6 protein-coding genes and 2 tRNA genes are annotated in these 5,639 nt (G+C 31.8%); 1 reads left to right on the top strand and 7 read right to left on the bottom strand.

Translation table 11 applies throughout. The annotated features are described in order from the left end of the window. The 3 genes from JJE11_RS13670 to JJE11_RS13660 form a co-directional block, all read right to left on the bottom strand. Nucleotides 1-85 (bottom strand) — tRNA-Tyr (locus JJE11_RS13670). 3 nt (nucleotides 86-88) lie between these two features. Then, a tRNA-Thr gene (locus tag JJE11_RS13665) sits at nucleotides 89-163 on the bottom strand. Between the two features lie 200 nt (nucleotides 164-363). Next, the gene (locus JJE11_RS13660) at nucleotides 364-972 is read right to left on the bottom strand and encodes a hypothetical protein (protein WP_291636522.1); all 609 of its coding nucleotides are present in this window, start codon (nucleotides 970-972) and stop codon (nucleotides 364-366) included. A gap of 164 nt (nucleotides 973-1,136) precedes the next feature. Here JJE11_RS13660 and yyaC point away from each other — a divergent pair, with 164 nt between their 5' ends. After that, entirely contained in the window at nucleotides 1,137-1,697 is a 561-nt protein-coding gene (gene yyaC, locus JJE11_RS13655) for a spore protease YyaC (RefSeq protein WP_291636520.1), read from the top strand. Nucleotides 1,698-1,829: 132 nt separating this feature from the next. Here the strand turns inward: yyaC and JJE11_RS13650 are convergent, their stop codons facing one another. The 4 genes from JJE11_RS13650 to spoIID all read right to left on the bottom strand — a co-directional run bounded on the left by JJE11_RS13650 (nucleotide 1,830) and on the right by spoIID (nucleotide 5,388). After that, nucleotides 1,830-2,864, bottom strand: coding sequence for a rod shape-determining protein (locus JJE11_RS13650; RefSeq protein WP_291636519.1), 1,035 nt, complete (start codon nucleotides 2,862-2,864; stop codon nucleotides 1,830-1,832). A 125-nt stretch (nucleotides 2,865-2,989) separates the two neighbouring features. After that, on the bottom strand, nucleotides 2,990-3,244 hold the full coding sequence (gene spoIIID, locus JJE11_RS13645) for a sporulation transcriptional regulator SpoIIID (protein WP_291636517.1): 255 nt from the start codon (nucleotides 3,242-3,244) through the stop codon (nucleotides 2,990-2,992). 120 nt (nucleotides 3,245-3,364) lie between these two features. Then, a complete protein-coding gene (locus JJE11_RS13640; RefSeq protein WP_291636515.1) occupies nucleotides 3,365-4,138 on the bottom strand; it encodes a M23 family metallopeptidase in 774 nt (257 codons plus the stop codon). A gap of 185 nt (nucleotides 4,139-4,323) precedes the next feature. Further along, nucleotides 4,324-5,388 (bottom strand): stage II sporulation protein D, encoded by a 1,065-nt coding sequence (gene spoIID, locus JJE11_RS13635; RefSeq protein WP_291636513.1) that lies wholly within the window; start codon nucleotides 5,386-5,388, stop codon nucleotides 4,324-4,326. Between the last annotated feature and the right edge of the window lie 251 nt (nucleotides 5,389-5,639).

The following is a 5,639-nucleotide window of genomic DNA, read 5'->3' as shown; positions in this document are numbered from 1 at the left end:
TGGTGGAGGAGGATGGATTCGAACCATCGAAACATTACGTAACAGATTTACAGTCTGCCCCCTTTGGCCACTCGGGAACTCCTCCATGTGGAGCTGGCAATAGGAATTGAACCTACAACCTGCTGATTACAAGTCAGCTGCTCTACCGTTGAGCCATGCCAGCATATTATGTTTTTATCGTGTCGACAAGAATCATTATACAACTTTAATTAAATAACTTCAAGTCCATTTTTTTTCAATACACGACTTCTTCTCTACATTACTATATTATTCGCATATTTACTCAGTATTAAACACCAATATAACTTATTATCATTTATAAAAAATTAATTATATCTTTTTATATGGCTTAATCACATACAACTATTCTTGACTTTCTGCAGCATCCATATCTATAAACCTACCAGCGATTTTCCGTACTTTTTCATATTCATTTTTTGATAAATCTTCTTTTAATAGTTTAAGCGCATCAAGAACACCCTCCTCAGCATCCACTGCATATAAATATTCCTTCACCTTTTTATAATCCTCTCTTCCGAGCTTCATACTCACATATAGTAACTTTATTTTATCAGAAGTAGTTAGATTTTCTTGTATTTTTCCTGTTGATACTTTAAATACTGATTGTTCATTTTCTATGTAATTATAATAACTTTCTAAACTATTTTCACTTTTCCCCACATCTCCATCAAAACTATCACTATTCTTATTATCTTCGCTTTTATAATCATCACTTAATTTTTTCTGAAATAATTCAGCACCATCTAAATCATCTTTAGTATTTAAAACTTTATCCTCATTTTTTTTCACTTCTTTATCTCTAGTATCATTAGTAATAGAGATTTTAGGTACGTACACTTTGTTATACTCAGCCACTTGCTTTGAGTTATTTGAATAATCGCACGACACCATAGTAGTCACACTTGCAAGGGTAGAAAATATGATAATAAATAATGAATAAATTCTTTTCATAAAAAAATCACCTCAACAGATTAATATATATATAGATTATTTGCCAACTAATCATTTTTTTATTCTTTTATCATAATAATACGCAGAATTTATTCATATAAATTATTCATAGGAAAATAATTTATAATTGTTTTTTCTAAGTGTAATACAAGGAGGTATATTTCTTGAGTAAAGCTAAAACCCATTATAAAGATCCTTTAGCATACTATACAATTTCTAATTTTCTAAAAGACTATATTGACAAAAATACTTTAGTTGTCTGCATAGGCACCGATAGATGTATAGGTGATTGTCTAGGCCCTTTAGTTGGCACATTTTTAAAAGATAGCTCCTTTCCATTACCTGTATATGGCACCATAGACAATCCAATTCACGCTTTAAACATCGATAGTAAATTATCTGAAATAAATGCTTTGCACCCAAATTGTACTATAATAGGTGTAGATGCATGTTTAGGCGACGTTTCAAATATTGGCGAAATCCAAGCTAGAAATTATCCGATTCATCCTGGTAAAGGCGTAGGAAAAACACTACCTAAGGTAGGCAATGTTTCATTAATAGGTATAGTAGATTCAAGTGATGACAGTGAACTTTTCACTAATAGAAACATAAGATTAAGTTTAGTAATGGAAATTGCTAATGTTTTAAGCAGATCCCTTTTGCATTCATATTATTTGTATTCACTTACCGATGAAGAAAATTGTTCATCATCATCTAAACTGTAATATTAATTCACTTTAAATAATTATCCGAGTTTTAAATTTAAGAAATTTCGCAAAGGCGCATGAAAACAAAAATAAGGCAATACAATTAAACAAATAATTGTATTGCTTATTTTTATAGCTTGTTTACACTTTTTAATCCGTTAAATATATATCTCCTACGTTAAATGAACTGCCTAGTTTATCCATGTATTCCAATACTTTACCTGTTCCGAGTGCTACACATGAAATTGGATCCTCTGCCAGGTATACTGGGACTTTAGTAATTTCTTGTATAAGTTTATCTAATCCTTTTAACAATGAACCTCCACCAGTCATAACTATACCTTTGTCAGCTATATCTGCTGAAAGCTCTGGTGGCGTTTTTTCTAAGACCGAATGTGCACATCCAGCTATTGAATATACCGCGTCCTTTAAAGCTTCTCGCATTTCTTCCGATGTTACTGTTAAATTTTTAGGAAGACCCGTGATTAAGTCTCTTCCTCTTATGTCCATGCTTGTCTCTTCATCTTGTTTATGAGCACAACCTATGTTAATTTTTAAATTCTCTGCAGTTCTCTCACCAATCATTAACTTATGTTTTTTCCTAATATATTTTATAATATCTTCATCAAACTTATCTCCAGCTACTTTGATTGATTCACGTACAACCATACCACCTAAAGAAATAACTGCAATATCAGTAGTCCCTCCACCAATATCAATAACCATATTCCCACTTGCGCGAGTAATATCAAGTCCTGCCCCGATTGCTGCTGCTAGTGGTTCTTCAATAAGGTGAACCTTCTTAGCTCCAGCATTCCTAGCTGCATCTTCTACCGCTCTTCTTTCTACTTCCGTTGCTTCGCAAGGGACACATATCACAACTCTTGGAGCAGATAGCCTTTTTTTCCCACAAGCCTTTTTTATAAAGTGCTTTAACATTTTCTCAGTTATATCATAATCTGAAATAACACCGTCCCTCATAGGACGTATGGCCACAATATTCCCTGGTGTTCTTCCTATCATCTGCCTGGCCTCTTCTCCAACTGCCAATACTCTATTATTATTTCTATCTATAGCAACAACAGATGGCTCCTTTAAGATAACACCTTTACCTTTAATGTATACAAGAACTGTGGCTGTACCTAAATCTATTCCCATGTCTGTACCTATTCTAAAAAAAAACATCTCAAAACTCACTCCTGCTCTTTAGTATATTCGTTATTTTATTCTACTAAACTCTATTCTATAAAGCTATAAAAAAACCCTCTATTAAATTTAATATTTTTTTATAGTTTTTAGCTTGAAGTGTTTTATCCTTCTACTACTTTGTATTTTAAGCGTGTTGCCTTTCCTCCCCTAATATGTCTCTCAGCTTTATTTAAATCCAAAACTGTTTTTGCTTCGTTAGCAATTTGAAGATTTATCGTAGGCAATCTTTCCGTCATATCCTTGTGTATAGTACTCTTGCTAACTCCAAACACTTTGGCAGTTCTTCTTATTGTAGCTTTTGAATCAATAATATACTTAGCAACTTCTAGTACTCGATCTTCAATATAGTCTTTCAAAGTGTTACCTCCTAAACCCTTGTATATTTATAAATATGCAATACCTTGCTTTTAAATTCCATTCCAATTAGTCATCATACGATATATTTACGAAAAATGACTAATTGGTATGGTTATTGGTTATTGTTTAGCTTCTACAGGTTGATACTTCTCATATTTTACATATTTAGCAGGATCAACGTTCTTACTACTTTGCAAAACTTCAAAATGTAAATGAGGTCCATAGTCTTCTTTAAATGAATTTAAACTAGTGTTTCCCACTGTACCGATTTGTTGTTTTTTAGTTACCTTATCTCCTAATTTTACTAATATTTTTTCTTCCAAATTAGAATATTTAGTAACAAAGCCATTTTGATGATCTATTAGAATCATTTTACCCTTTTGACCAGCAACGTCTGTACCAACTTCTTTAATTATTCCATCCATAGCCGCTACAACTGGCTCACCTATATTTGACTGAATATCGATACCTAAGTTTGTTCTGTAGCTTCCGTCAGTCTTCCACACCACCGAACTAATATCTTTTGAATATGCTCTTGCTAGTAATCCATTAGCTACCGGTTTCTCAAACTCTGAATTAACAGTATTAGAAACTGCAGCTGTTAGATCTCCAGTTGTTACCTTTTGTATATTAGGTACTGGTTTAAGCACCTCAGTCTTAGCTAAATCTTCTTTTACCTGAAGAGCTCCCTGATATTCTTTTTCTTGCTCTCTTAAAGCATTTGCTACATCCGCTTGTTCATTTTGTATTTCCTGATTACTTACAACCTTTTTATTATTATTTGCTGTTATAGTCGCCACTGTAGCTACTATACATAAACAAACAAATAAAATTACATAGAAGCCTTCCTTCTTGAAAAAATTTAGTGCTTTATTATTTGGTTTCTTATCCATGTAAACACCTCCACTTGTATTTTTGTCCATAAAGCCTTAAAACATACATATTTTATAAAATTTATTTTTATTTTTATTATTCCTTACTAATTTCACTTAAATCATCAACTCCAATGAAATTTACTCATAAAAAAATAAAGCTGATTATCCCTTTCTTACATAGGATAACCAGCTTTATCAAATTTTCATTTAGTTACCATAGTGCCTTGGTAATAATGAGTTAATATTTCAATATAATTTTTCCCTTGCTTTGCCATTGCATCTGCACCCCATTGGCTCATTCCTACACCATGACCATATCCACTGCAATCTATTTCTATGCCACTTGAATTAAACTTTATTTCAAAATTTGATGATTTTAAACCGAGCATTGTTCTAAATTTACTGCCCGTCATGGTTATACTCCCAACCTTAATATTCTTAACGCTTCCAGCCTCAGACCTATCAATTACAGCTATTTGATTTTTAATCTTATCTGAGGTTACCTTAGCATTATTATAATTATTATTTATAATTTGGCTTATCTCTTTATACTTAAAAGTATTGCTAGTCTTAAAATTACTCGATCTCTCTTCACCTGGACTTTCTACACTCCTTAAATAAGGTACACTATTGCTAAATACTTCCTCAGAATTTTCCGTTTTCCCACTACTAGTTGCAAAATAATAAGGTTCCATTACCAAGCTATCATTATAGATTAATACTTGTCCTAGTGTGCTTTCAACCGCCAGTTCAATCTTATTCCAATTATCCTGCTCCTGCGCTGAATTATTATCCCATAATTTCATACGTTCTTCCTTAGTCATATAAGCTTGACAGTGAGTTGTATCACATAAATTAGCTCCATAACCATTTTTACATAACGTTCCACCTAGCTGCGTAACATGAGCTAATGCATAAGTTCTAGCTGCCACTGCTTGAGCTTTCAAAGCTTCTAACCCAAATGTAGCAGGCATTTCCGCAGCGACAACTCCAGCAACATATACTTCTAAATTAATTTCTTTTACAGTATTTTCTTTTGACATGAAAACTTTAACTTTAGAAATTTTAGGAAGTGAACTATATTTAATAATATCTTTATTAGGATTTTTATATTCTTCTGACTTAATTACTGAGTTTTTACTATTATTTAAGCTTATATTATTTCCTACTCCCACTATTAAAACAGAAGTTATAACTATAAATGCAATAAATGAAGTGATTAATAGAAGGACGTTTTTCAAATGTACTGTAATAAAAACTCTCCTCATTCTCTTCTCCTCTCGTTATAAACAATCTTTACCTTATACATATTAAATAAGCATAAATAATATTACTTATTTTCAGATGGGCAATATAAAAGAATTGAAATATATTAACGACCTTATATATATTCCAATTCTTTAAATTTTAAATTAATTATACCTTTGCTTTGTAATCATCACCGAAGGTGACGCAATATAAATACAAATTTCATTATAATTGAATTATCCTATTACTCATGAAAGCTCACTCTTTCGAT

Source organism: Clostridium sp. (assembly GCF_016650095.1).
GTDB lineage: Bacteria > Bacillota > Clostridia > Clostridiales > Clostridiaceae > Clostridium_AD.
The sequence above is the reverse complement of the archived record's forward strand: the minus strand, read 5'-3'. Positions and strand labels throughout refer to the sequence as shown.